Here is a 25,752-nt window from a genome sequence, read left to right on the forward strand (position 1 = left end):
GAGGGATAGACATGTTCCATACGATAGAGGAAGCCATTTACGATTTAATGCAGGGAAGGGTCGTCATCGTTTGTGATGATGAAGATCGTGAGAATGAAGGCGATTTTGTAGCGCTAGCAGATAAAGTGACTCCTGAGATCATCAATTTTATGATAACAAAAGGAAGGGGCCTTGTTTGTACACCTATTACAGAGGACCGTGCCCGGGAGCTGAGATTAAATCCTATGGTGGATCACAATACAGATTCACATGGTACGGCATTTACAGTAAGTGTTGACCATACTAGTATTACAACTGGTATTTCAGCTGCTGAGAGAGCACTAACAATTAATGCCTTAATCAATCAGAACGCGAGACCAGCCGACTTTAACCGGCCTGGCCACGTTTTTCCGCTCGTTGCGAAAGATGGAGGAGTATTAAGGAGAGCAGGTCATACAGAAGCTGCCGTCGATTTAGCAAGGCTTTCTGGGTCAGCTCCAGCTGGAGTTATTTGTGAAATAATGAAAGAAGACGGTGAGATGGCACGTGTGCCGGATCTTATTGAGATTGCAAAAGAGTTTGATTTGAAAATGGTCACTATTAAAGATTTAATTCAGTACCGAAACCGCAAAGACGTTCTTGTGAAAAAAGAAGTGGAAATTGAACTTCCAACAGAATACGGCTCGTTCCGCGCTGTTGGATATTCAAATGTTCTCGATCAAAAAGAACATGTGGCACTTATTAAAGGGGAGATTCTCCCAGATCAGCCTACGCTTGTGCGCGTGCATTCTGAGTGCCTAACTGGGGACGTCTTCGGATCATTTCGATGCGATTGTGGCCCTCAACTACATGCGGCTCTATCTCAAATTGAGGAAGAAGGACACGGTGTACTGCTTTACATGCGACAGGAAGGAAGAGGGATAGGCCTTCTTAATAAAATGAAGGCATACAAACTACAAGAGCAGGGGTACGATACGGTTGAAGCGAATGAGAAGCTTGGTTTTAAACCTGATCTCAGAGATTATGGTATCGGCGCTCAAATTTTAAGGGATCTTGGAATCTCAAAAATGAATTTACTGACAAATAACCCGAGGAAAATTGCCGGATTAAAAGGCTACGGACTTGAGGTTGAAACTCGTATAGCACTGGAAATGCCATCACGTAAAGAAAATGAACGGTACTTAAAAACGAAGCATAGCAAGTTAGGACACATGCTTCACTTGTAAGATAAGAGTGAAATCGGGAGGCTATTTAATATGGGACAATTATTTGAAGGAAATTTGGTTGGATCTGGACTAAAAGTGGGTATTGTAGTAGGAAGGTTTAATGAATTTATTACCAGTAAACTTCTGGGGGGGGCTGAAGATGCTTTGCGCCGTCATGGATTAACTGATGAAAATATTGATATCGCCTGGGTTCCGGGAGCATTTGAAATTCCGTTCGCAGCCAAGAAAATGGTTGATACAGGACGTTACGATGCCGTTATTACGTTAGGGACTGTCATTCGCGGTGCAACCCCTCACTTTGATTATGTTTGTAGTGAAGTCTCGAAAGGGGTGGGGTCACTAGCGATGCAGTCTGGTGTTCCAGTCATTTTTGGAGTACTGACGACCAATACAATCGAGCAGGCTGTGGAACGTGCTGGTACTAAGGCAGGGAACAAAGGTTGGGATGCAGCAACGGCCGCAATTGAAATGGCCAATTTATCAAAATCATTTGAAGGTTGATTATCCAGACGTTTTTGGCTATGATGGGTATGGTGTTCAAAGAAAGGCGAAGGAGTTAAGTTTTTGAAGCCTGGAAGAAATCAAGAAAAGGTTGATTCGCATGTGTGTGTTGATTGCGATCATCATGCTCGCTGCGCTTGTCCGTAGATTGATCTGAACGTATTATACAGATAAGGAATAGTATAATAAACGGCCGAGCCAAGAACTACTTTAATGAGGGATAATCATGCTAATTCGTTATAAAAAAGCTCATGAGAAAATTGCGATGGGTTTGTTAAGCTTCATGCCTAATGAAAAAGACATCAAAAGGCTACAGCAGTCAATTAAAGATTATGAAGAAATGGAATCTTGCCAGCTTTTTCTATGGAAAGATGAAGACATTATTGGTTTGCTAGGTATTGAGTGGGTAAATGAGAACGAAGTAGAGTTAAAGCACATTAGTGTCAATCCTTCTCACCGTCATCAGGGGATCGGAAAGCATATGGTGGAAGCACTTCGAGAGATGCTAAGTGATGAGATTGATATAAAGGGAAATGAATATACTGGAACGTTTTTTGAGAGATGTCACTTAGAAGAAAACATTAAATAATGATCAACTACAAAAAGGAACGGCTCAGCCGTTCCTTTTTTGGTGTCGAATTTGAAATTGGTGGTTTCTTTCAACGAGTACTTCTGTTCGATCCCGCCTGGAGTGTCTGTGGATGAGGTCATCATTTGTTAAATCACTGGGTGTGCCGTACGCACATCCAAGTTCTTGACAGCGTTCCTGGCATTGTTGGAGGAGCTCCTTGCTTGTAAGTGGAAGATCGAATCCGTTGTATGGAGAACGAGATTCAATGAGGTGATACTCCTGTGTAAGGTCGCGAAGAAGCTGGTCGACGTCAATAGCAAGCGTCTCAAGCTCTATCCGTTCACTTATAGCAATTCGCTTTGCATTCTGGATCATTCGCGCTGCACCTGCAAAATTCCCTCGACGATGATGATATAATCCGACTGCAATCTGGATCAATCCAACCCAATGAGTCTTTCGTCTCCCGCGTGGGTCCTGCTTCCAATGTTCCTCCAGAATTTCATGGCATTCAAAATAATCACGTATTCCGTGGAAGTGAGCGAGATAGTCGATGTAAGCTTCAGAATACATATCGTTCCCTCCATTTCCTTAGTAGTGTAGCATAGGTTTATTCCTGTGTTAAAGCGAATGATTTTCGTATCCATACTGTAAAAAAGTTCATATTACGAAGCTATATGATAATGAAACAACTTCTTATTCATAGGAGAAGTAAGATAATACTTAGTTACAGTGCTGATGTATATAGCTTTTATTAATTTCAAGCAGAAATAGCAATAAAGTGAAACATCTATCAGAGAGGTCTTTTTCCCTGTCTGAAGTTGTGTGGCGCAGTATTTAAGCCTAGATCTCCATAATTTCGAGAATCGGCGAAATAACGAAATATGATATAATCGTTTTATTAGATGGAGATGGATAAAGGAAGATGGAATGAAATGATGCAATATAGTGTTAAGGTAGATGCCTTTGAAGGTCCTCTGGATCTATTGCTTCACCTGATTAATAAGTACGAAGTAGATATTTATGATATTCCTGTATCACAAATAACAGACCAGTATTTAACATTTATACATACGATGCAGGAACTAGAATTGGATGTAGCGAGCGAGTATTTAGTTATGGCTGCTACACTGCTAGCAATCAAGAGCAAAATGCTACTCCCTCAAAAAGAAGAAGAGTTATTTGATGATGACCAGGAATTCGATGATGACCCTCGGGATGAGCTGGTACAACGGCTTGTCGAGTATCGGAGATTTAAAGAAGCAGCAAATGACCTTAAGGAAAAGGAAAGTAGCCGCAGCCTTCTTTATGCGCGTCCACCCGCTGATATTAGTGAATATAGTCGAGAGGAACATCAAACGTCAATTGGTGATGTAACCTTATATGATATGTTAGCGGCCTTTCAAAAGATGTCTCGTCGCGTGAAGGACAAAAAGCCCAAGCGAACGAGGATTCAAAGTCAGGACATTCCTATTGAAGACCGGATGAATGAAATTAGACTCAAGCTTCAGGGGAATGGGAGGAAGAGATTTACGGAACTTTTTGTAGAAGAAGAACGGGGACATATGATTGTGACATTTCTTGCGATTTTGGAACTAATGAAAAAAAGGGCTGTTGCATGTGAACAGGACAGCAATTTTGGAGAGATCATGATTTTTGAAAGTGAAGGGAAGGCTTCAGAGTGACAAAAGAGGAAGTGAAAAGCATTATTGAAAGTCTTTTATTTGTGGTTGGGGACGAAGGGATTACGTTGAAAGATCTTTGTGAGACCATCTCGTTAGAAGAAGAGACAATTTCTGATGCTCTAAAAGAATTACAACTAGAATACGATGAGGTAGAACGGGGTTTTAAAATTGTGTTTCTTGGTGGTGGATACCAGCTTACGACTAATGCAAAAAATGCCCCGTATATTGAAAAATTAATTGATCAACCAGGAAATCATTCACTTTCTCAAGCTGCTCTCGAAACCATGGCCATCATAGCTTATAAACAACCGATTACGAGGATTGAAATTGAGGAAATACGTGGTGTGAAAACGGATAAACCTCTTCAAACATTGATGAGGAAGCTACTCATTAAAGAAGCAGGTAGAGCCGAGAAGGCAGGACGAGCTATTTTATATGGTACAACAAGAGAGTTCCTATTTCATTTTGGACTGAGCTCCATTAAGGAGCTTCCACCACTACCCGATGGAAGCGAAGAAACGGAAGACGATGAAGCTGATCTGTTTTTTGAGAAGTTTCAACAAATTCCAGGAGAGCAAGACTCGTAATAAGAATGAGATGAGGAGGACAATTGATGCGTGTGACCAACGTAGCATTTGAACAGCTTGAAAAAGAACGTTCTAATTCTCCTGAAGATTCTTTCGTAAGGTCGACAGTTACGTATGAACAAAACGGTAAAATGAAAACTTTCCATGTTCTATATCCTGTTATTTTTGCTGAAAGAGCAATTGAAGAAGGTGTTTGGAGCAGGGAATCGACGATCCATGAAGCAGTCGCACTAAATCTATTGCCACAGTATCCAGGTAGAAAACGTCTCTACCTTAGTGGTGAATCTGAATTTCTATCTTCCTTGAAAGAGGCAGATTTGTCAGAGCTCTTTGCTGCAATACAGCAAATAAAGTTAAACGGTTCATATGAGTATTCATAGAAGAGATGCCTAAACAAAGGCATCTCTTTTTTAAGTGACTAGACAGTTCTATTCATAACGAATAAAAGAAGCTAAGCTTTCTCAAACTAGTTAAAAAGGGTAGCAAAGGAGCTTAGCAGAATGATTATTTCGATCGGAAAACACCTTCCTCCTTATTGTCTTCAGCAGTCGGATGCTGCGGCGTTTGCGAAACAGCAATTTGGCAATCATTTTCGTGATATCGATCGCTTACTTCCTGTTTTCAATAGCGCAGAAATCGATACAAGGTACTTTGCCATGCCGATGGAATGGTACAGCAGTAGACCGACTTTTGAAGAGAAAAATGAGCGGTATATCGCTCTGTCAGTTGAGTATGCTACCGAAGCGATTAGAAATTGTCTTAAAAATCCTTTCTATCTAGAAAATAATGTTGAATACAAGGAAATAGATGCTATTATATTTGTCTCAACAACAGGAATATCAACTCCAAGCATTGATGCGAGAATAATGAATGTTCTTCCATTCTCACCACACACTAAACGTATCCCAATTTGGGGTCTCGGTTGTGCAGGGGGAGCATCCGGATTAAGCAGAGCCAATGATTACTGCCTGGCACATCCAACGGAAGCGGTGATTGTTGTTAACGTTGAATTGTGCAGTTTAACGTTTCAACATGGTGACTACACAAAAAGTAATTTAATTGGAACGGCACTTTTTGCCGATGGTGTTTCATGCGTTCTGGTTACAGGGGAAGGTTCGGAGTTATTGAATCGATCGAGAATGGGGAGTCTTCCAGTGATAGTATCGACTCATTCAACACTAATGAAGAATTCAGAGGATGTGATGGGGTGGGAGGTAAGTAATGAAGGTCTCCATGTGGTTTTTTCAAAATCAATTCCATCCATCGTTTCAACCTGGCTTGAACCAACTGTAAAAGAATTTCTTTCATCACATCAGAAATCACCCGAGCACATTGACTATTTTATTGCACACCCCGGTGGAACAAAAGTGCTAACGGCCTATGAACATGCACTCGGTTTAAACCGGGAAAAAACGGCTATTTCACGAGATGTTTTACGACGATATGGCAATATGAGTTCGGTTACGATCATTTACGTACTTGACGAGTTTTTACGAAATGGATGCAAAGTAGGGCAAACCGGCCTTATGGCGGCACTTGGACCTGGTTTTTGCTCGGAGTTGCTGCTACTAGAGTGGAAGAAAGGAGCGTAAGGAATGATTCTTTTGTGTACGATGGCATTTATTTTGCTCATTGTCCAGCGACTCGGTGAAATGCTCATCGCGAAGCGGAATGAGAGATGGATGAAGGATCGGGGGGGCATTGAATTCGGCAAGAATCAATACATATACATTGTGATGCTACATGTGGCATTTCTATTGGCCCTTGCGATTGAAACCGTACTTCGCAGCTTTACCCTTTCATGGTTCTGGACGGTTATGCTGACTGTTTTTTTAATAGCTCAGTTACTCCGAGTATGGACGATCAGAAGTCTTGGACGGTACTGGAATACGAAAATTATTGTACTCCCGGATGCTGATGTTGTAGCTAAAGGGCCTTATCGGTATATCAGGCATCCAAACTATATCATTGTAGCACTTGAAATTGTATCTCTCCCGCTTATTTTCTCCTCCTATTTAACAGCTATTGTTTTCACAATTCTTAATGCAGTTTTGCTATTAAAATTCAGAATTCCAGCTGAAGAAAAAGCGTTAACAGAAGTGACCAATTATGCTGACGTTTTTACAGATCCAAAGAGCAATTGATATTCATAACCACTGGTTTCGGTACATAGACTTGTACAAATACGGAGCTTAGGGGACGAGGATACATGGGAAAATCGATGCGCACAAAAATTGGTGTTTTCATATTGATCGCAGCTCTCATATTCTTGATGATTCCGCGAAACGCTTCTGCAGATGGTATTGGTGTTTCTGCGAGAAGTGCTGTCCTTCTTGAACAAGAAACTGGTCGAGTGTTATTTGAGAAAGAGGCCTACACACAAAGGAGAATTGCTAGTATTACCAAAATTATGACAGCGATTCTAGCCATCGAATCTGGGAAACTGAGTGAGAAGGTGGTTGTATCCTCCCGAGCTGCAGGTACTGAAGGTTCTTCACTCTATTTAAAAGAAGGAGAAAAAATAACCCTTGAGAATCTAGTATATGGGCTAATGCTTCGCTCAGGGAACGATGCTGCAGTTGCAATAGCAGAATCAGTCGGAGGAAGCCTTGAAGGTTTTGTTGAAATTATGAATCAAAAGGCTGAAGAGATTGGTATGACAAACACAATTTTTGCAAACCCTCATGGTCTTGATGATCATGAAAATCATCTTTCAACAGCTTATGACATGGCTTTGTTAACACAATATGCTATGGATAATGAGATTTATCGGGTTATTTCAGGAACAAAGATACATAAAGCACCCAATGAGACTGAAAATTGGGATTATGTATGGCGAAACAAAAACAAGCTGCTAACGAGTTTATATGACGATTCTACCGGTGGGAAGACAGGGTATACAAAACGGGCAAAACGAACGCTCGTATCAACCGCTGAGCGGGACGGGATGACGTTGATTGCCGTTACACTGGATGCACCTGATGACTGGAATGATCATATATCTATGTTTAATTGGGCTTATTCAACTTATGAACGCACACTTATCTCACCCAAAGGTATTCTTGATGACATTAAGGATGAGCCTTATAAAGGCAAAGTTAAACTAAACAGGGACCTGATTTATCCTTTAACAACGGAAGAGAAAGAAAATGTTAAATCAAGGATCCAGCTAATAAAACCACCAGATAAAAGCAATTGGGATGATCCGTCAGCCTTTAAGAATCCAGTCGGGTTATACAAAGTTACATTAGATAATCAAACGCTCATTAAAGTACCGCTAACCTATGAAATAAGCGAAAAGAAAGAAAAAGGATTTTGGAAATTCTTTCGAGATTTATTCTTTATCGGTACTGGGCGTGACTCATATGGTTAATCTAATCTGGGCAGGGATTTTTCTAATTGGGATTTTCTTTGCACTTATCAATGGCACGATGGAAGAAGTAAATAAAGCCATATTTACTGGTGCTGAAGAAGCGATCGCTGTTTGTATTGGGTTACTTAGCGTACTTGTATTCTGGCTTGGTTTAATGAGGATTGCTCAAGCAGCAGGACTTCTCGACGTACTCGCACGAGGATTTAAACCACTTGCTAGAAAGTTGTTTCCTGAGGTGCCAGCGGACCATCCTGCCATGGGATACATTCTTTCGAACATGATGGCAAATATGTTTGGTCTTGGAAATGCAGCAACGCCAATGGGAATCAAAGCGATGGAAGAACTTAAGAAGCTAAATGATATGAAAGACAATGCAACAAGGTCAATGATTACACTTCTCGCTCTGAATACATCAAGCTTAACCCTTATCCCGACAAGCGTCATCGCAATCCGTATGAAATACGGCTCAGTATCGCCAACTGAAATTGTTGGTACAACTATTGCTGCAACAGCATGCTCAACAATAGGAGCATTATTGATTGACCGTTTCTTTTATAGGAAAAGCAAAGGGGGCGGTTGAACTTGAATGCATCGATCTGGATTATCCCACTTTTAATAGGTTTTATTCTCGCCTATGGGACATGGAGACGTGTTCCAACATATGAAACATTTGTTGAAGGTGGTAAAGAAGGGCTGGCGATTGCTGTTTCGATTGTTCCCTATCTTGTTGGTATGATGGTTGCAATTTCCGTGTTTAGAGCATCGGGAGCTATGGCTTTTTTGAGCGGATTGTTAAAAGCGCCTCTAGAAGCAATTGGCATTCCCACGGAAATCGTACCACTGGCGCTTATCCGACCTATCTCGGGAACGGGAGCGCTTGCGATGACAACCGATATTATCAGGACGTATGGACCAGATTCATTTATCGGACGACTTGCTTCAACGATGCAGGGAAGTACAGATACTACGTTTTATATTTTAACCGTCTATTTTGGAGCTGTTGGGATTAAGCGAATGGGTGCTGCACTTAAAGTGGGCCTTCTTGCTGATATAGTAGGAGTTACAGCTGCTATTGTGTTTGTAACAATTGTATTTGGATAATGGTCTTCGCTTTTAAGCGGAGACTCTTTTGGTTTTTATATTTGTTTTCTTTGTTAGGTCTTTCGCTTAGATTAGTTTCATTCCTTATTGCGTATAATAAGTGGTAGAATGAATCTGTACTTGAGGTTTGACTACGACAAGAGTATGATGTTTTAGTGAGGTGAATATGATGGAACGTTTGCAAAAGGTAATTGCTCAGGCTGGAGTAACATCCAGACGAAAGGCAGAAGGATTAATTGAAGAAGGAAGGGTTAAGGTAAACGGCAAGGTCGTTACCGAGCTCGGCACAAAAGTATCTGATCGCTGTAAAATCGAAGTGAACGGTATTCCGGTGGAACGTGAAGAACCGGTTTATTTTTTGTTTTATAAACCAACTGGTGTCATTTCAACAGTAGAAGATGACAAAGGTAGAAAAGCTGTCACGGACTATTTTCATGATATTGAAGAACGGGTATTTCCTGTTGGACGACTTGATTACGATACGTCAGGAGCCCTCCTATTAACGAATGATGGTGACTTTGCAAACAAGCTTATGCATCCAAGCTATCATGTAGACAAGGTTTATGTTGTCAAAGTAAAGGGCCTTGTTGACAAAGAAACCATTCAAAAGCTTGAAAGAGGCGTTCAGCTTGAAGAAGGTAAGACGTCCAAAGCTCGTGCGAGAATTCTATCAACTGATAAGCAAAAAGGAAAGTCGATTGTAGAATTAACCATTCATGAGGGTAAAAATCGTCAGGTAAGAAGAATGTTTGAAGCGCTTGGTTACCCTGTTCAGAAGTTGAAGAGAGAGCGTTATGGTTTTCTAGAGCTTACAGGCTTAAATCCTGGTGACTACCGTGAGTTAAAGCCTTACGAAGTAAAACAACTTCGAAATCAAGCTGTCACACAAAAGTCAAAAAAGTAGTAAGTTCACATCCTGACAGCACGTTATAGTGTAAGTAGTATTGCTTTGTTTGATAGGAGTTGGTTTTAATGAAAAAGAAAAACCGGCTTATAGTCCGAACTGCTATTCTGGCCATCGTCTTTATAGCAGTTGGCTATACGTTTTATACGAACTTTTTCGCAAATGAAAGCGGAATCGTTCAAGCCGGGGATCAAGCCCCCAACTTTATTTTAACGGACCTTGAAGGGAATGAAGTTGAGCTTGAAGATTATAGAGGTAAAGGCATATTTTTGAATTTCTGGGCAACGTACTGCGAACCGTGCAAGGATGAAATGCCTGCAATGGATAAGAAGTATAAAGAGTATCAGGACAAAGGTGTTGAAATTCTTGCTGTGAATGTTTCTGAACCTAAATTAACAGCAGAGAGCTTTGTTGATCGATATAACCTTAGTTTCCCTGTTCTTCTAGATAAAGGTAATGATGTAACCAATCATTATGGTGTTGGGCCAATTCCAGTTACTTTTCTAATCGATAAGGATGGTAAGGTCATCAAGAAGACAGAGGCCAGTTTATCAGAAGAAGCCATTGATGATTATATGAAGCAAATCCAACCGTAATGGGGTGTTCCAATGAGCAAGAATAATATCACCTGTGAATGCGGACATGTTAACCCTTATGGAACTGAGATATGCGAAGTTTGTGGTAAGCCGCTCCAGGGAGATTTAGAATCTAAGAAACTGCTTAACATGAGGTATGAGGGAAGCGCAAGACGATCACAAACATATAAAACGACCGTAATTGATAAAATTTGGAATTTCTTTTCGTCAGTAAAAGTAGGGATCTGGATTATTGTCCTTTTACTTGTCGCATCAGCGGTTGGAACAATTTTTCCTCAAGAAATGTACATACCGCCGCTGTCAGATCCAACCGTTTACTATAAGGAACAATATGGTGTACTCGGACAATTGTATTATGATCTAGGATTCCATAATTTATACGGATCCTGGTGGTACATGCTCTTAATTGCTGCGCTCGGTTTGTCGTTAATTGTCGCAAGCCTTGACCGATTTGTTCCGCTTTATCGCTCTCTTAAAAGACAGCGTGTCATTCGTCATGAGAGTTTTATGAAGCGGCAGAAGTACTTCGGTGTTACTGACTTAGAAGCGAAAAAGCCTGAACTATCCCGTATTAAGGAGGCCCTTCAGCAAAAACGATATAAGGTTAGAGAAGAGGATGGTCATCTATTCGCTGAGAAAAATCGGTTTTCGAGGTGGGGGCCATATGTCAACCACATAGGACTTATCTTATTTTTAATTGGCGGAATGCTTCGGTTTTTCCCAGGGATGTACGTAGACGAAGTCCTCTGGTTACGTGAAGGAGAAACACAGCAGGTAAAAGGGACGGAAGAGGCCTATTATTTAAAGAGTGATGGCTTCATCCTTGAAACATATGACAACAATGATGAAAAATTTAAAGACGCTATTGAAGAATCCGGACAGGAACTAGTAGCGAAAAATTATCAAACTGATGCGGTTCTCTATCAGCAGGTAGGAGATCGGATAGCGGGTACTGAGCCCGAGCTTGAGAAGGTGAAAGAACATCCGATTCAAGTGAATAAGCCACTTAAATTCGATGGCTATGCAATTTATCAAGTTGATTATAAACTAAACGAGCTTCAATCCATGACATTCACGATGGATAACAAGGAGTCAGGTAAAGCTGTTGGTGAGCTTACGGTTGATCTTTATAATCCTAAAGAAGAATATGAACTAGATGAGGGCTATCGTGTTGAAGTCATGGATTATTTCCCTGATTTCGAGTTTAATGACAAGGGAGAACCAACGACAAAGTCAAAGGTTCCGAATAATCCAGCGTTTATACTCAATATGATTTCACCAGAACATCCGGATGGCGAAGTTGCGTTTGTTGCGATTAAACAAAACCTTGAACCACTTGGTGAAAACGATTATAAGATGTCATTCCAGAATGTTGATACCAAAGATGTCTCAGGACTTGTTGTCCGTAAAGACAATACGCTATGGATTCTTGGAATTGGGGGAGCTATCTTTATGATTGGAGTGATTCAGGGAATGTACTGGAATCATCGTCGCGTCTGGGTACGAAGACGAGAAGGCGACATCTGGCTTGCTTCCCATACAAACAAAAACTGGTATGGGTTAAAACGAGAACTTGAATATATAACCGCACAAACTGGACTTCAAATGCCTGATGATCAATCAGAACCAAAAAAATAGAACTTCTACCACGAAGGGAGGTACGATGAGATGGCTCAATTAAGCAGCAACCTGCTTTATATAGCATTTTTTATCTATTTTGCAGCGAGCATAGTGTTCGCCATTTCACTGTTCGGAAGGAAGTGGAGAAAATCGGATGAAGTGACCCATGCAAAGAAATGGGGCATGTGGGGATTTATCCTTTCCGCAATTGGTTTTCTTTTTCAACTGAGCTATTTCATTACTAGATGGCTTGCAGCTGGACACGCGCCGGTCAGTAATCTATTTGAATTCACTACATTTTTCGGTATGGCGATGGTTTTTGCTTTCTTAATTATCCATTTGATCTACAAAAGTAATGTTATTGGCGTTTTTGCAATGCCAATTGCGATTATTGTCATTGCTTACGCAAGCGTATTTCCGTCAGACATACAGCCGTTAATTCCAGCACTTCAGAGTAACTGGCTTAAGATTCACGTAACAACGGCGGCGCTAGGTGAAGGTATTCTATCAATTAGCTTTGCTGCCGGTCTAGTGTACCTCGTTCGAACTGTTAATCAGGAAAAGCCGAGCAAGTCGACATTCTGGTTAGAGGCAGTCATGTACACTTTGATTAGTACCATTGCTTTTGTTGTTCTATCTCTTGGATTTGAAGCAGCAGGATATTCTTCAACATATCAGTTTGTTGATCAAAACGAACAACAGGTGACAGTTGAATATAACTTGCCAGCCCTTACAGGTCCGACTGATGGCACATATGTAAGCGGAAATGAGTTTGGTCCGCTTTTGGAAGCACCTGGTTGGATGAAGGGTGAGAAAGCCGCTCACAAATTGAACACTCTCATCTGGTCTATAATCGGCGGGCTTGTCCTTTATGGAATCATACGTTTGATTCTTAGAAAGCGGATTGGTGCAGCATTACAGCCTGCACTAAAAAATGTGAACGAGGAATTAGTGGATGAGATTCAGTATCGTGCTGTAGCGATCGGGTTTCCTGTTTTTACGCTCGGTGCATTAATTTTCGCAATGATTTGGGCACAGGCTGCCTGGACACGCTTCTGGGGATGGGATCCAAAAGAAGTTTGGGCACTTGTTACATTTTTATTCTATGCAGCTTATCTTCATCTCCGTCTATCGAGAGGATGGCAAGGTGAGAAATCAGCATGGCTTGCTGTTGTAGGATTCATTATTATTATGCTGAATCTCGTAGTTGTAAATCTCGTTATTTCTGGACTTCATTCCTATGCATAATCCTTTTAGAACCTTCACAATAAGTGAAGGTTTTCTTATAATCAATGAGGTGTATGCGGTTTCCTGATTGCTGGTCTGGATGGCTTGTTACGTGGTAGAATATGAGACAGGAGTATATGTAGGAGGGAATCTTCTTGGAAAAAGACGCAAGAATATTAGTAGTAGACGATGAAGAGCGTATTAGAAAGCTGTTACGCATGTATCTTGAAAGAGAAAACTATGAAATCGAAGAAGCCGAAAATGGAGAAGAAGCACTTGATATAGCTACGGAGGATGATTTTGATCTTATTTTACTAGATCTAATGTTACCGGGCATGGACGGGATCGAGGTGTGTCAAAAGATGCGCGAGCAAAAAGCTACTCCTGTCATCATGCTGACAGCTAAGGGAGAAGAAGCGAATCGTGTTCAAGGGTTTGAAGTGGGCGCAGATGATTATATTACAAAACCGTTTAGCCCGAGAGAAGTAGTTTTACGTGTTAAGGCACTCCTTCGTAGGTCTTCCACAACAAAATTTCTACAAACAGAAACAACAACAAAAAATGTAATTGTTTATCCATTTCTAACAATTGACCACGATGCCCATCGTGTATTAGCTGAAGATCAGGTTATTAACTTAACACCGAAAGAATATGAACTACTGTACTATCTTGCCAAAGCACCGGATAAGGTGTTTTCACGCGAAGAGCTTCTAAAGGATGTATGGAATTATGAATTCTTTGGTGACCTTCGTACCGTTGATACACATGTTAAGCGACTTAGGGAAAAATTAAATAAGGTTTCACCTAATGCTGCTGCTATGATCTCGACTGTCTGGGGAGTAGGGTATAAATTTGAGGCTGTAAAAGAGTAATGATCTGGAGAAGCGTAGTTGGTAAGCTATGGCTTACGATTATCTTACTAGTTGCATTTGTTCTCTCTATCCTAACGATCCTTCTTCTTCAATTCTTTGAAGATTTTCACGTTGAGAAAGAAGCAGAGCAGATGGAGCGACTTGCTAATAAAGTAGCCTCCGTTATTGAGCGTTACGATGACCGTGATCAAGCCCTTGAAACGGCATGGGAAATCACTGATTTTTATCCAACTAGAGTCTTGATTGTTAAGAACGAAGAAGAAAAGGGGAGTCTGAAGTATTCGCCAAATGCTCATGGACTTCCTGAATTCGCACTCGACGTCTTTCAGGATGATCCCATTCTACAGGACGTTTTTACAACAAGAGAAACAGTTGTTAAGCAAGGTGATTTTGAATCTGCCTCAGTTACCCATTCTTCACATAATGAGCTACTAATAGTAGGTGTACCAATGGATATTGACGGTGATGATCATGGTGCTGTGTTTCTTTATCAGTCTCTTGATGTGATTGAGCAAACAACACGTCAGGCACGAAATTTAATTTACATATCAGCCGGTATTGCCATTGTATTAACGACAATATTTGCCTTTTTCTTATCTACCCGTATTACCGCACCTCTATTGAAAATGAGAGAAGCGGCAACACAGGTAGCTAAAGGGAAGTTTGATACGAAAGTACCGATGGTGACGCACGATGAGATTGGTGAACTATCCGTTGCCTTTAACCGGATGGGGCGTCAGTTAAACAACTATGTAACAGCGTTGAATCAGGAGAAGGAGCAGCTTTCGAGTATCTTAAGCAGTATGGCAGATGGGGTTATTACTTTTGATAAGACAGGAGCAATTTTGAGCACTAATCCGCCGGCAGAGCGCTTTTTGAAAGCCTGGTATTATGAACAGGGAATGGAAGAGCAGCCAGGTAGTGAAGTGCCAGAAGACATCAATGAGTTGTTCAGTCTTGTGGTAATGCTTGAGCGAGAGCAGCTTACAGAGGTAGAACTTCAAGGAAGAAGCTGGGTGGTTGTGATGACGCCGTTGTATAACCAATCCGCGATACGCGGGGCTGTTGCTGTTTTTCGTGATATGACGGAAGAACGGCGCCTTGACAAGCTTAGAAAAGACTTCATCGCTAACGTGTCCCATGAGCTAAGAACACCGATAGCAATGCTTCAAGGTTACAGTGAGGCCATTGTAGACGATGTTGCGAGTAGTGAAGAAGAGAAAAAGGAAGTAGCTCAAATTATTTATGATGAATCACTACGTATGGGTAGACTTGTTAATGAGCTATTGGATCTTGCAAGAATGGAAGCCGGTCATAATGAGTTGCATTATGCCAGCATTAACCTCCAGGATTTTGGGAAGCGAATAGTAAGAAAGTTTACAGGTCTGGCCCGTGATCGAGAAATTGAATTATACTTTTTTGTTTCCAATGCTGAGCGAATGTTGATGGTTGATCCGGATCGAATTGAACAGGTGCTAACGAACTTGCTAGACAATGCTGTCAGGCACACACCGGATCATGGCAAGGTGAGCTTGCTTATATCATCACATGCCAAAGGTGTTCAATTTGATGTTACTGACACAGGTTCCGGTATTCCTGAAGATGACCTTCCATTTGTATTTGAACGCTTCTATAAAGCCGATAAAGCACGTACAAGAGGAAGATCAGGCACAGGACTTGGTCTTGCGATTGCAAGAAACATTGTGGAGTCACATATGGGAAAAATCTCCGTTCACAGCAAAAACGGAGAGGGTACAACATTCTCTTTCTTTATTCCTGATAAGTAGTGACAGGCCATACCCGAAAGATTACGATGAATCAAGGGTTATCACCCGGTTCATCGTTTTTTATTGGCTCTTTTTGGATGAGAACACGATCTTTGGCTCACTTTCAAACGAAACCCTAGTATCACTGGCTCTCAGTATAGCTAAAAACCAAATATTAACCTCTATCATCGACAGACCATTATGTTTAAATAAGCTTCTCCTATAAAACAGAGAGTGATGGTATCCTTTTGCCCCTTTTATGCGTTACAATGGTAATTGGAACAGTCAAACTAGTTCGATAAAGGGGCTGAAGTTTTGTTTACTGACTATCATAATCATCTAGAAAAAGGTACATTAACACTTGACTATCTCTCACAATTCGTTGCTGAAGCGAACCGAAAAAATGTCAGTCATTTTGGCATTTCAGAACACGCGTATCACTTCCATGAAACGGAAAACATCTTGAGTAATCCATGGGTGAACGAGCGAAGATGGTATAACATGGAGGAATATGTAGCGCTTTTTCAGGAAGCTCAAAATCAGGGAATGGATGTTAAGATGTCGATTGAGATGGACTATACCCCTGGTAAGCACCAGGAAATGAAAAGGTTCATTTCAGGATATGAATTCGATTATGTAATTGGTTCGATCCATTGGGTGGAGGATTTTGGTATCGATTTAGCTGAATATCGTCATTTATGGGATGAACGGGATATTAATACCGTATACCGTAAATATTTTGATCAAGTAGTGACTTTAGCTGAATCGAATTTGTTCGATATCGTCGGTCATCTTGATCTCGTGAAAATTTTTAAATACAAACCAGAAAGTCATGATTTTCTTCTTGAACAATACGATCGTGCAACCAATGCATTGTCAAATTCAAAAACATGTGTAGAAATTAGCACGGCAGGCTTACGAAAGCCTGTAGGGGAGCTATATCCGGACCCTGATCTGCTTAAAATGTGTTTTGAGAAAGATATTCCAATCGTTCTCTCATCAGATGCTCACGTTCCTGGTGATGTAGGAGCAGATTACGATCAAGCTGTAAGCCTTGCGAAATCAGTAGGCTACACAAAACTGATGACTTTTGATAAAGGTGAACGGAAGTCTATTTCCTTATAAGTAAAAGCACAGGAGCAAAGCTCCTGTGCTTTTTTGTAAGCTAAACGTTGCCGATCTGTTCAACTTTTACAATGTCTTGAACAGTTTCAAGCGTTTCTTCGATTTTCTTTGGAAGAGAGTTGTCAAACGAGAGCATCATAATTGCTTCACCGCCAGCAACTTTCCGTCCTACTTGCATCGTTGCGATGTTGATTTCGTGCTCGCCAAGAACTTGACCTACATGTCCGATTACACCTGGACGGTCATTATGCTGAATGTAAAGCAGGTTTCCCTGCGGGTGGAAATCAATATCAAAGCCGTTCAACTGTGTAATCCTATCTCCATATTCCTTGATATACGTACCTTGAAGAGAAAAGCTTTCTTTATCTCCCTTAACAGTGACGGAAATAAGGTTAGAATACCCATGGGTTTCAGAACTATGTTTTTCACCGTAGGTAATTCCTCTTTCCCTCGCGATCGAAGGAGCGTTAACTTCATTAACTGTTGTATCAAGTCTTGATTTTAGGAAAGATGCCATTAAATTTCTCGTCAGGATGGCTGTATCAAGCTCTGTTAATTTACCCGCATACGTGACTTCAACGAGGTGGACAGCGGACTTCATACATTGAGATAGGATACTACCCATTTTACGAGTTAATTCATAATATGGCTTAATTTTTTCGTACTCTTCTTTTGAAAAGCCAGGCAGGTTAATGGCGTTTCGAATAGGTTTTTCTTTTAAGAATTGAAGTACCTCGTCCGCAACCTGAGCAGCTACGTTTAGTTGCGCTTCTTTTGTTGAAGCACCAAGGTGAGGTGTCACAATGACTCGGTCAAAGGAGAGGAGTGGATGGTCGCTCTCTGGTGGTTCTGATTCAAATACATCAAGCGCCACACCACCAATATGTCCTGATTCAAGAAATGGAATAAGGGACTGCTCATCGATAATCCCTCCACGCGCGCAATTGATAAGGAAAACACCTTTTTTCGTTTTGGAAATGGTCTCTTGATTCAAAAGTCCGCGCGTCTTTTCAGTAAGAGGGGTATGAACGGTGATGATATCAGCCTCATTAAGTAAATGATCGAACTCTACGGATTCAACATCCAACTTCTCAGCTCGGTCATTTGTTAGAAATGGATCGAAAACCACTACGTCCATTCCAAAAGCTCTTGCTCGTCTTGAAAGCTCGGTACCAATGCGCCCCATTCCAATAATTCCGAGCGTTTTCCCGCTGAGTTCTGTACCAACATATTGCTTGCGCATCCATTTTCCATTTTTTAAAGATGAAGTACCCTGGGGGATGTTTCGTACAAGAGAAGCCATCATTGCAAATGTATGCTCTGTAGTTGAAATCGTATTACCATCTGGAGCGTTGACGACAATAACCCCTCGCTCTGTAGCAGCGTCGATATCAATGTTATCGACACCTACACCTGCACGAGCCACAATTTTCAAGTTAGGCATTTGATCCAGTACCTCAGCAGTTACTTTCGTAGCACTTCTTACCAGTAATGCTTCATATTCACCTAGTCGATCGCTGAATGAATCAAGGGAACCAATATCACATTGGATCGTTGTTTCATTTAGTAAAGGTTGCAAACCATCTTCTTTGATACCATCAGTTACAAGAACGTTAGCCATCTTCTCCACTCCTTTTTCTATCTCTTCTCATTTTTTAGAAAACTCAATACCTTACTTTTTACCATGAAAGCACTAAAGTGTCAATTTCAAATGAAATATTTTTCCGGCTGAAAAATGAGAAAAACCCCTGGTTTTCACACCAGGGATCGATCAAATTCGTTATTCAAATTTTGTTGCGTCACCATCAAATGACTCATCTGCAATCTTTATGGAGTCAGTTGGACAGCCTTCAAAGGCGTCCATCATATCTTCGTGAAGTACCTCAGGAATTTCAACAATCCCTTCGTTATCGTCAAGAGTTACGAAAGCAATCCCTTCGTCGTCGTAATCATAAATATCGGGTGCTGCAGCACCACAAGCGCCACATGCGATACAAGTATCTTTATCTACAATAGTATACTTAGCCATAATTTTAACCTCCTATTCAATACTTCTATATGTCTTTCATCATCCCATTATTCGTGAATGAAAGTTTTTAATAACTTTATTGTAAAGGTGATGACTTGACTTTTCAATAGCCAAATCCTATATATGTGCTCATTTAGAGGTTACCCGGTTTTAAAATAAGTAAACAGATAGGAAGATTTGATACAATAAGTAAAGAATGAACAGGGTGGTTAGAGCATGAGCTATTTTGAAGGTATGTTATTAGTTGTACTTAACCGTTTTGGAAGCGATCGTTCGTTATCGGCGGCTTTTCATTTATTAAAAGGGAAAAAATCTTCTCAGACAATTCAAGACGCGAAGCTTTTTAGAATTGGGTTCTTATTTGGAATGTTGAAAGGTTTAGAACGGGACCAATTTGATCGTGTTGTTCTGCGGTTAGAAAAGTCCGGGTTACTTAAAAGGAACTACCAGGGGAGTGTCATCCTAACCTCCAAAGGAAATACCGAATTGAGAGGGTTTCTGGAATCCAATCCATTCCCGGACAGTTTAAATGGATGGAAGTATCATCATCTCACTGAACAATTCTGGCAACGTCTAAGTTTATTTATGCAAAGTCTTTCCTGTTCCGTTTATGAAACTATGAGCTTTTATCCGGTTAGTAAAGAAGAATCTACGCAAGTATGGGTCAAGAAACATTTTCCTATCAGTAAGGATGCCCGTAAGAGAACGGCAGAACAATTATATCATGAGATCTTTTCGATATTGGAACCACTACCTGAGCATCATGCAAAGCTTTTTATCCAACGACTAAGTGGATCGGAAAGAACAGGTCTTACACTCAAACAAGCAGCAGCAATTTATTCAATTACGGTAGAAGAAGCAACGATCCAATTTAATGGTACGCTCCATGCTTTTCTTTCAACTATTCAAAATAATAAGGAAAACTATCCGCTCCTTTCTTCTTTTGCAGCAAATGAATACGCTGAAATACCATTAACGTCTTCCACAAGGCAAACGCTTGAATTAATTCAGAGAGGTTTGGATATTGATCAAATTGCAAATAGTCGACGATTGAAAAGAAGTACGATAGAAGATCATTTAGTTGAAATTGCCATGAACGTTGAGGGGTTTTCCATTGATCTTTTTGTATCAAAAAAAGCTCAACAGGATATTTTATCGGCGAGCAGTGAAACAAACAGTCAGCGGCTTAAAACAATTAAAGAGCATTTAAAAGAATCATATTCATACTTTCAAATACGGTTAACACTATGCAAGGAAGGGATCTAATGGACTTAACAGAAATACTCTATCAGCGTTTCGGATATCGAAATTTCCGAACAGGTCAAGAGCAGATCATTGAAGATGTCCTTGAGGGAAGAGATGTGTTCGCTATGCTTCCTACAGGTGCTGGAAAGTCAATGTGCTATCAATTACCCGTGTATGCAGGAGCTTCTCCGGTGCTGATCGTGTCACCCCTTGTGTCATTAATGGAGGACCAGGTACAGCAATTGAAATCGAGTGGAGAAAAACGAGTAGTTGCCTTAAACAGCTTTCAGGATTTTGAAATGCGAAGAAGCACGCTTCGGAACTTATCAGAGTACGTTTTTATTTATGTATCCCCAGAAATACTTCAAAATAAAATTGTTAAAGAGACGTTGAAGAAAATTCGGTTTCAATTAATGGTGATTGATGAAGCGCATTGTATCTCACAGTGGGGGCACGATTTTAGGACTGATTATTTAAAGCTCGGTGATATTAGAGAGGAGTTAGGACGTCCACCTCTTCTTGCATTAACAGCAACCGCAACGGCAGAAATCCGTGAAGATATTATCTCTCAACTCCACATGTCAAATCCCTCATGCCATGTATATAGTGTTGATCGACCTAATATCGCCATCAAGCTTGAAAAGCTTAACTCAATAGAAGAAAAAGTGAAAGCTATTCATCATTATGCGAACAGGCTTCAAGGACCAGGTATTATATACTTTTCGAGTAGAAGCTGGGCTGATAAAATGGCTAAAGAATTAGAAAGCTGCGGAGTAGGAAGGGTGGCTTCATACCACGCAGGTCTCGATCAAGAAGATCGTCTGTTAATTCAACAGCAGTTCTTAAACGATGAACTTTCCGTTGTCTGCTCTACAAATGCATTTGGAATGGGCATTAACAAGCGCAATATTCGCTATGTAATTCATTTTCACCCGCCTTCCACCTTTGAAAGCTACTTGCAAGAAATTGGACGTGCTGGTCGTGATGAGAAGAGAGGAATAGCCATTCATTTGTATACGGCGGAAGACGAGTTTCTGCCGCTTTCTTTTATTGAGAGCGAACTGCCGAATCATAATCAGATATCCAGACTTATGAACAATGTTTCCACGAGGATTGGAAAACGTTTAACCCAAAAACAATATGAAAGCGAGGGTGTACCGTTAGGATTGACAGAAACGGCGTGGCGGTACATTTACCATAAGCTTGAGGTTCATGGTATTGTACAAAATGACGTGATTATGAACTTTCAATTAGATGATAAAATCAGTCGGATTTTAGATGAAACAGAACGTCGCAAAAACGAAAAAATTGTAAAATGGGTCCGATTTAAAAGCTGGTTAGAAGAAGACAGGTGCAGAAGGAAGGGGCTGCTTGAACAGTTTGGAGAGCTTCCTGTTACCATCGATCCCTGCTGTGACTATTGTGGTCTCACCCTTAAGAGATATGACAAAATCACGGCAAAGGAAGAGAAGCAGGTGGAGGGGATTATCGATTGGAAAGACGAGCTCAGCCGAATGCTTGGTGTACAAAAGGAGGAGAATAGTGAAAAATCGACAGGCTGAACTAGTGAGAAAACTATCAGATCGGGAGCTGCTCCTTAACGTGTATTTAACACAGGGGATTTTGCTTATTCTCACTGGTGTAATTGGGGGATTACTTTACAGGGAATGGTGGTTTTTTGATGAAATTACAGAAATAAATTGGACAGAAATGTTATTTTTGGGGGGAGGGCTGGCATTAGTAGTCATTCTAGTCGATTCCCTTTTAATGATATGGTTACCTGAAGAAATGTTAGACGATGGTGGGATAAACGAACGAATTTTTAAGGAGATATCGGTATTGCATATTTTTTTCCTATCCCTCATCATTGCTATATGTGAAGAATTACTATTTAGAGGTGTGATCCAAACCCACTTTGGTCTTTTTATTGCCAGCGGATTGTTCGCAGTAATTCATATTAGGTATCTTACAAAACCTGTTTTATTCACGTCAGTTGTAGGAATTAGCTTTATGCTTGGAGTCCTTTACGAGTGGACTGGAAATGTTCTTGTAACGATTACTGCCCACTTTTTAATAGATTTTACAATGGGCTGCCTCATCAAGCGAAAAGCCCGTAATTGAATACATCACGAAAGGTGAGTTTCATGAAAAACGAACATTCTCTACCTTCAAGGAAAGAATACCATCAGAATAAAACAACAAAGAAACGAAAGCAGACGCAGAAAAAAGGTCAGGAGAACGAAATGCCATCGTTCACGCTGATCCGTCTTCTAGCTCTTCTATTTATTGGTATGGTTTCATTATTCCTTCTTTATTCCTATTTCTCCTAACCTATCTTTAACAAGGGTTTCCCCATGGTTTTATCTAGAGCTTCCGGCGCATAAACTAGTCTCAATAAAGGGGGAAGCATAGTGACTGCTTTTAAACAATGGAACCTTCCACAACCTCAATCGGATGTGACAATGGTCTTGCTTCAAGAATTGGTGGATCGAAAGAATGAGGAAGAAAAGTATAAAGCGAAGTCTCTTCTCTATGGGTATGTGTTCATGCTTTTCGTTCTTATAACTGGTGGATTGGTCGTATTGGAGCTTGAAAGAAGTACTACAATGTTCATATCGATCCTGACTTTAAAAAGCAACCCGTTTCTCACATTATTCTTCCTACTGAGTATTGTGGTTTATTATCAAGTTAGAAAGTTTACAAAAAAATGCAAGAAAGCGGAGGATGAATTGGAATCCCTGCGAATAGAGGTATTAGATCGAAGCGACGAACTTTTTGAGGAAAAAAGCCAATGGCAGAATCGACATGATGTGTTTAAACACATGAAAGAAAGGTATGATATTAACCTTTATTATAAATAATCATTACCGCTGTTCGGGACACCCAAAGAACAGATATTGTTCAATTTGGAAGCAATCTCCGTTTATTGACAATGCTTCTTCATCAAACATCTCGATTTTACCGAATGCTACCGTGTCTTTAATCTTGGGGCAAAATACTTCAACAGGCATTCCAAGACGGCGGTTAAAATCTAAATCCTCATTAACTAACAATGATTTTGTTTTAAGTTTATTAATCATTGATTCATCATCTCCGTTTTTTTGGTATCCGTCTCAAATTGTCATTTTATAAGTTTATCTTAACTCAAAAAGACTGAATCTTCAAGAAATTATAAAGCCTAATTTACGAAAGGAATGTCCTAATTTAGTTTAATATGAAATTTGGAAGGATATTATTGTGGAATTGTGGTATTAATTAACTGTAATGATTATATAAAGAGGTGATGGCCATGTATGTACGTAGTGCAATGAAGACGATTAGAAATACAATTTATGTGAATGATGACACAGAGTTGAGCGAAACACTTGAACTTTTGAAAAAAACCGAAGTTGATGGTGTCCCTGTTATTCAGGGCAAGAAGTATCTTGGAATCGTAACATTTAACCGTATTTATAAAGCATTTTTTAAAAGTAATATGACAGATAAGGAGCGGTTTCTTAATGAAACGAGAGCCGGTGAAATTGCATATCAGAAAGATGTAACGGTAGATCAGGATGAAGTATTTGAAACCACGCTTTTATTAGTGAAAAATGCACCTCTTGTAGCTGTAGTGGATGAAAAACAGAACTTTATTGGCATTATTACAAGATCGGACATCCTTGATCAGTTTCAGAGCGCTTTTGGTATGAGAAAACCGGGTATTCGTATTGCTTTTGCATCTTCAGAGACAGAAGGAAGAATTGCGAGGCTTGCAAAAATTGCCAAAAGCTATCATGAGAACATTATTTCTCTTTCTACTTTTGATGAATCGAATCAGAACATCCGAAGAATTGTTATGAAAATTGAAAAAAGTGAAAACATCGATCAATTTATCGCTAAGCTTGAGAAGAATGGATTTAAAGTCCTGGATATTAAAGAAGTTTAATTGTTGGACACCCATAAAACCTCCTTCTCTGACATAGGTTAGAGTGGGAGGTTTTGCTATGTTGCTTCGACTCATGCGTTTGATTGTTCTATTTATTTTGCTCATAATAGCTGAAACCAATCTGAATTTGAAGAGCATGACATTTACAGACATCATGTTGAACAGTTTCCTATATGGATTTGGGGCGATTTGCTTTTTGTTCGGGTTTCTATTGGTAGCCCGAATTGTCAGAGAGTATGTAGAAGGATTTATATCGTTTGGTTTTAAAAACAAGCGGCTGTGGCGGTCATTTGTTATTGAGATTGGTTTATTAATTGGAGTATACTGGATATTGTTTCAAACAAATATATGGGTAACACTTGCATCTCTCTTAATGGCGTTTATTTACGGGACTCTATCCGCAAATATACAGACAGCAAGAGCATTGAAGAGATTTAGAAGGAGAAATGAAGTATGATCATTTTGCTTGGATTAGTAGGAGCGGGCATACTACTACTGATCTATATGTGGATTGAAGCCCATTTAAACAGGGTGATAACGAAAGAGCTTGAGATCAAGGGTTTACCACAAAACTTCGATTCTTTTCGAATTTTTTTTATTTCGGATTTGCATAACCGTTTGATTTCTCAACAGATTTTAAGTAAGGTTAAGGACAGTGTTGATCTTGTTGTAATTGGTGGCGATGTGATGGAGAAAGGTGTTCCATTTCATAAAGTAAGTCACAACTTGAAAGAATTGAGTGAACTTGCACCATGTTATTTTGTATGGGGAAATAATGATTACGAAGAAGATCCGTTTGAACTCGAGAAGCTTTTAAATCACTATAATATTCATATTCTTAAAAATGACGCAGCTACTATCAGTAAAAACAATGAAGCTATTAGCTTGCTTGGCATTGATGATCTTTCAACCGAAAATGACTCTCTCGATCAAGCGTTAGCGCTGGCTAGCGAACCCACGAAAATTTTGCTTAGCCATAATCCTGATATTAAACATGAGCTACCGAAAGAAAGTGGCATTAATCTTCTTCTTTCAGGTCACACTCACGGTGGTCAAATCCGTATTTTAGGATATGGAATTCGCGAAAAAGGTGGTATTAAGGAAGTTAACGGTACGACAGTCGTGATAAGTAATGGATATGGAACTACGACTCTTCCACTTCGCTTAATGGCACCTGCTGAAACACATATTTTTATATTAAAAAGGAAATAAATTGAAACTTCCATCAGGGGGGGGGTTGCTTCATTCCCCTCTGATTGTTAGTTGAACTAATCGAACCTTTAGGGGCAATTACCAGCATCAAAACATCTTGATTGACCTACCTTCATAGTTCTCTGGATTACTGCCCCTTAAGGTGAGATAAATGCAATAATATGATGTGAATACTTATACAAAGTTTACACAAACCTCATTCACCCCTTAT

At 40.2% G+C, this 25,752-nt stretch carries 30 protein-coding genes; 26 read left to right on the top strand and 4 right to left on the bottom strand.

All coding sequences use genetic code 11. The annotated features are described in order from the left end of the window. Positions 1–11 precede the first annotated feature (11 nt). From ABFG93_RS20180 to ABFG93_RS20190, 3 genes are all read left to right on the top strand, one after another. A complete protein-coding gene (locus tag ABFG93_RS20180; protein WP_347549791.1) occupies positions 12–1,205 on the top strand; it encodes a bifunctional 3,4-dihydroxy-2-butanone-4-phosphate synthase/GTP cyclohydrolase II in 1,194 nt (397 codons plus the stop codon). 30 nt (positions 1,206–1,235) lie between these two features. Next, complete coding sequence (gene ribH, locus ABFG93_RS20185; RefSeq protein ID WP_347549792.1) at positions 1,236–1,706, top strand: 6,7-dimethyl-8-ribityllumazine synthase; 471 nt, start codon at positions 1,236–1,238, stop codon at positions 1,704–1,706. Positions 1,707–1,932: 226 nt separating this feature from the next. After that, the gene (locus ABFG93_RS20190; protein ID WP_347549793.1) at positions 1,933–2,295 is read left to right on the top strand and encodes a GNAT family N-acetyltransferase; all 363 of its coding nucleotides are present in this window, start codon (positions 1,933–1,935) and stop codon (positions 2,293–2,295) included. A gap of 24 nt (positions 2,296–2,319) precedes the next feature. Here ABFG93_RS20190 and ABFG93_RS20195 read toward each other — a convergent pair whose 3' ends face one another. Continuing rightward, complete coding sequence (locus tag ABFG93_RS20195; protein WP_347549794.1) at positions 2,320–2,847, bottom strand: DUF309 domain-containing protein; 528 nt, start codon at positions 2,845–2,847, stop codon at positions 2,320–2,322. Between the two features lie 365 nt (positions 2,848–3,212). Here ABFG93_RS20195 and ABFG93_RS20200 point away from each other — a divergent pair, with 365 nt between their 5' ends. From ABFG93_RS20200 to ABFG93_RS20270, 15 genes are all read left to right on the top strand, one after another. Next, entirely contained in the window at positions 3,213–3,959 is a 747-nt protein-coding gene (locus ABFG93_RS20200; RefSeq protein ID WP_347552911.1) for a segregation/condensation protein A, read from the top strand. Continuing rightward, positions 3,956–4,546, top strand: coding sequence for an SMC-Scp complex subunit ScpB (gene scpB, locus ABFG93_RS20205; RefSeq protein WP_347549795.1), 591 nt, complete (start codon positions 3,956–3,958; stop codon positions 4,544–4,546). The genes ABFG93_RS20200 and scpB overlap by 4 nt, the downstream gene beginning before the upstream one ends. 26 nt (positions 4,547–4,572) lie before the next feature. After that, positions 4,573–4,926 (top strand): hypothetical protein, encoded by a 354-nt coding sequence (locus ABFG93_RS20210; RefSeq protein ID WP_347549796.1) that lies wholly within the window; start codon positions 4,573–4,575, stop codon positions 4,924–4,926. Between the two features lie 120 nt (positions 4,927–5,046). Continuing rightward, positions 5,047–6,138 (top strand): type III polyketide synthase, encoded by a 1,092-nt coding sequence (locus ABFG93_RS20215; RefSeq protein WP_347549797.1) that lies wholly within the window; start codon positions 5,047–5,049, stop codon positions 6,136–6,138. Between the two features lie 3 nt (positions 6,139–6,141). Next, positions 6,142–6,690, top strand: a complete 549-nt coding sequence (locus ABFG93_RS20220; protein WP_347549798.1) for an isoprenylcysteine carboxyl methyltransferase family protein — start codon at positions 6,142–6,144, stop codon at positions 6,688–6,690. Between the two features lie 65 nt (positions 6,691–6,755). Then, complete coding sequence (locus ABFG93_RS20225; RefSeq protein ID WP_347549799.1) at positions 6,756–7,919, top strand: D-alanyl-D-alanine carboxypeptidase family protein; 1,164 nt, start codon at positions 6,756–6,758, stop codon at positions 7,917–7,919. Further along, positions 7,912–8,499, top strand: a complete 588-nt coding sequence (locus ABFG93_RS20230) for a nucleoside recognition domain-containing protein (protein WP_347549800.1) — start codon at positions 7,912–7,914, stop codon at positions 8,497–8,499. Before ABFG93_RS20225 ends, ABFG93_RS20230 begins: the two co-directional genes overlap by 8 nt. Before the next feature lie 2 nt (positions 8,500–8,501). Further along, a complete protein-coding gene (locus ABFG93_RS20235; protein WP_347549801.1) occupies positions 8,502–9,020 on the top strand; it encodes a spore maturation protein in 519 nt (172 codons plus the stop codon). 169 nt (positions 9,021–9,189) lie between these two features. After that, complete coding sequence (locus ABFG93_RS20240) at positions 9,190–9,924, top strand: pseudouridine synthase (RefSeq protein ID WP_347552912.1); 735 nt, start codon at positions 9,190–9,192, stop codon at positions 9,922–9,924. Positions 9,925–9,992: 68 nt separating this feature from the next. Continuing rightward, entirely contained in the window at positions 9,993–10,520 is a 528-nt protein-coding gene (gene resA, locus ABFG93_RS20245; RefSeq protein ID WP_347549802.1) for a thiol-disulfide oxidoreductase ResA, read from the top strand. Positions 10,521–10,532: 12 nt separating this feature from the next. Further along, on the top strand, positions 10,533–12,158 hold the full coding sequence (gene resB, locus ABFG93_RS20250; protein WP_347549803.1) for a cytochrome c biogenesis protein ResB: 1,626 nt from the start codon (positions 10,533–10,535) through the stop codon (positions 12,156–12,158). Positions 12,159–12,188: 30 nt separating this feature from the next. After that, positions 12,189–13,388, top strand: a complete 1,200-nt coding sequence (gene ccsB, locus ABFG93_RS20255; RefSeq protein ID WP_347549804.1) for a c-type cytochrome biogenesis protein CcsB — start codon at positions 12,189–12,191, stop codon at positions 13,386–13,388. 134 nt (positions 13,389–13,522) lie between these two features. Next, complete coding sequence (locus tag ABFG93_RS20260; protein ID WP_347549805.1) at positions 13,523–14,239, top strand: response regulator transcription factor; 717 nt, start codon at positions 13,523–13,525, stop codon at positions 14,237–14,239. Next, positions 14,239–16,026 carry an ATP-binding protein gene (locus tag ABFG93_RS20265; protein WP_347549806.1) on the top strand — a complete coding sequence of 596 codons (1,788 nt, stop codon included), beginning with the start codon at positions 14,239–14,241 and terminating at the stop codon, positions 16,024–16,026. The genes ABFG93_RS20260 and ABFG93_RS20265 overlap by 1 nt, the downstream gene beginning before the upstream one ends. A 294-nt stretch (positions 16,027–16,320) precedes the next feature. After that, positions 16,321–17,130: a histidinol-phosphatase gene (locus tag ABFG93_RS20270; protein ID WP_347549807.1), complete on the top strand. Its 810-nt coding sequence runs from the start codon at positions 16,321–16,323 to the stop codon at positions 17,128–17,130. Positions 17,131–17,170: 40 nt separating this feature from the next. On the opposite strand, the gene serA is transcribed toward ABFG93_RS20270, so the two are convergent. Beyond that, entirely contained in the window at positions 17,171–18,751 is a 1,581-nt protein-coding gene (gene serA, locus ABFG93_RS20275; RefSeq protein ID WP_347549808.1) for a phosphoglycerate dehydrogenase, read from the bottom strand. Between the two features lie 159 nt (positions 18,752–18,910). Next, positions 18,911–19,159 (bottom strand): ferredoxin, encoded by a 249-nt coding sequence (locus ABFG93_RS20280; protein WP_098444014.1) that lies wholly within the window; start codon positions 19,157–19,159, stop codon positions 18,911–18,913. A gap of 216 nt (positions 19,160–19,375) precedes the next feature. Here ABFG93_RS20280 and ABFG93_RS20285 point away from each other — a divergent pair, with 216 nt between their 5' ends. The 5 genes from ABFG93_RS20285 (at position 19,376) to ABFG93_RS20305 (ending at position 23,265) form a co-directional block, all read left to right on the top strand. Further along, positions 19,376–20,425: a helix-turn-helix domain-containing protein gene (locus ABFG93_RS20285; RefSeq protein ID WP_347549809.1), complete on the top strand. Its 1,050-nt coding sequence runs from the start codon at positions 19,376–19,378 to the stop codon at positions 20,423–20,425. Further along, on the top strand, positions 20,425–21,966 hold the full coding sequence (locus ABFG93_RS20290) for a RecQ family ATP-dependent DNA helicase (RefSeq protein WP_347549810.1): 1,542 nt from the start codon (positions 20,425–20,427) through the stop codon (positions 21,964–21,966). Before ABFG93_RS20285 ends, ABFG93_RS20290 begins: the two co-directional genes overlap by 1 nt. Then, a complete protein-coding gene (locus ABFG93_RS20295) occupies positions 21,947–22,525 on the top strand; it encodes a CPBP family intramembrane glutamic endopeptidase (protein WP_347549811.1) in 579 nt (192 codons plus the stop codon). Before ABFG93_RS20290 ends, ABFG93_RS20295 begins: the two co-directional genes overlap by 20 nt. 23 nt (positions 22,526–22,548) lie before the next feature. Further along, positions 22,549–22,734: a hypothetical protein gene (locus tag ABFG93_RS20300; RefSeq protein WP_347549812.1), complete on the top strand. Its 186-nt coding sequence runs from the start codon at positions 22,549–22,551 to the stop codon at positions 22,732–22,734. An 81-nt stretch (positions 22,735–22,815) separates the two neighbouring features. Beyond that, on the top strand, positions 22,816–23,265 hold the full coding sequence (locus ABFG93_RS20305) for a DUF2663 family protein (RefSeq protein ID WP_347549813.1): 450 nt from the start codon (positions 22,816–22,818) through the stop codon (positions 23,263–23,265). Positions 23,266–23,268: 3 nt separating this feature from the next. Here ABFG93_RS20305 and ABFG93_RS20310 read toward each other — a convergent pair whose 3' ends face one another. Then, on the bottom strand, positions 23,269–23,484 hold the full coding sequence (locus ABFG93_RS20310; protein ID WP_347549814.1) for a hypothetical protein: 216 nt from the start codon (positions 23,482–23,484) through the stop codon (positions 23,269–23,271). A 209-nt stretch (positions 23,485–23,693) separates the two neighbouring features. Here ABFG93_RS20310 and ABFG93_RS20315 point away from each other — a divergent pair, with 209 nt between their 5' ends. The 3 genes from ABFG93_RS20315 to ABFG93_RS20325 are packed head-to-tail and all read left to right on the top strand — an operon-like array spanning position 23,694 to position 25,541. Continuing rightward, a complete protein-coding gene (locus ABFG93_RS20315; protein WP_347549815.1) occupies positions 23,694–24,329 on the top strand; it encodes a CBS domain-containing protein in 636 nt (211 codons plus the stop codon). Positions 24,330–24,387: 58 nt separating this feature from the next. Beyond that, positions 24,388–24,786 (top strand): hypothetical protein, encoded by a 399-nt coding sequence (locus ABFG93_RS20320; RefSeq protein ID WP_347549816.1) that lies wholly within the window; start codon positions 24,388–24,390, stop codon positions 24,784–24,786. Beyond that, entirely contained in the window at positions 24,783–25,541 is a 759-nt protein-coding gene (locus tag ABFG93_RS20325; protein WP_347549817.1) for a metallophosphoesterase, read from the top strand. The genes ABFG93_RS20320 and ABFG93_RS20325 overlap by 4 nt, the downstream gene beginning before the upstream one ends. Positions 25,542–25,752: the final 211 nt, after the last annotated feature.

The sequence above is a fragment of the Pseudalkalibacillus hwajinpoensis genome (assembly GCF_039851965.1).
Taxonomy (GTDB): domain Bacteria; phylum Bacillota; class Bacilli; order Bacillales; family Guptibacillaceae; genus Guptibacillus; species Guptibacillus hwajinpoensis_E.